This is a genomic window from Aminobacter sp. MET-1 (genome assembly GCF_026521175.1).
Classification (GTDB): domain Bacteria; phylum Pseudomonadota; class Alphaproteobacteria; order Rhizobiales; family Rhizobiaceae; genus Aminobacter.
This window is the reverse complement of sequence record NZ_JAMSHL010000184.1, coordinates 1-232: the sequence shown is the minus strand read 5'-3', so window position 1 is coordinate 232 and position 232 is coordinate 1. Positions and strand designations below refer to the sequence as shown.

Annotated in this window: 1 protein-coding gene; it reads right to left on the bottom strand. The window is 56.9% G+C overall.

The genetic code is table 11. The features are described from left to right. Positions 1–232 (bottom strand): hypothetical protein (locus NDO48_RS29555; RefSeq protein ID WP_267322964.1); only part of this gene is annotated, 232 nt, incomplete at both ends.

The following is a 232-nucleotide window of genomic DNA, read 5'->3' as shown; positions in this document are numbered from 1 at the left end:
GTCCTGGAGAATACCGTTCATCTTCTGCGTGCCATGGGAGACCCCGATGGCGAAGATCAGGAATGGCACCAGAATCGAATATGGGTCGAGTTCATAGCCGAGCAACTCCATCAGACCGAGCAGCCAGACTACGCCGGCCACGGCGATACCGACCAATAGCAGGGTGCTGCGCAGACAGCGGGTGTAGAAATATACGAACAGTGCGGCAATCACCACCGAGGCACCGAAGAAC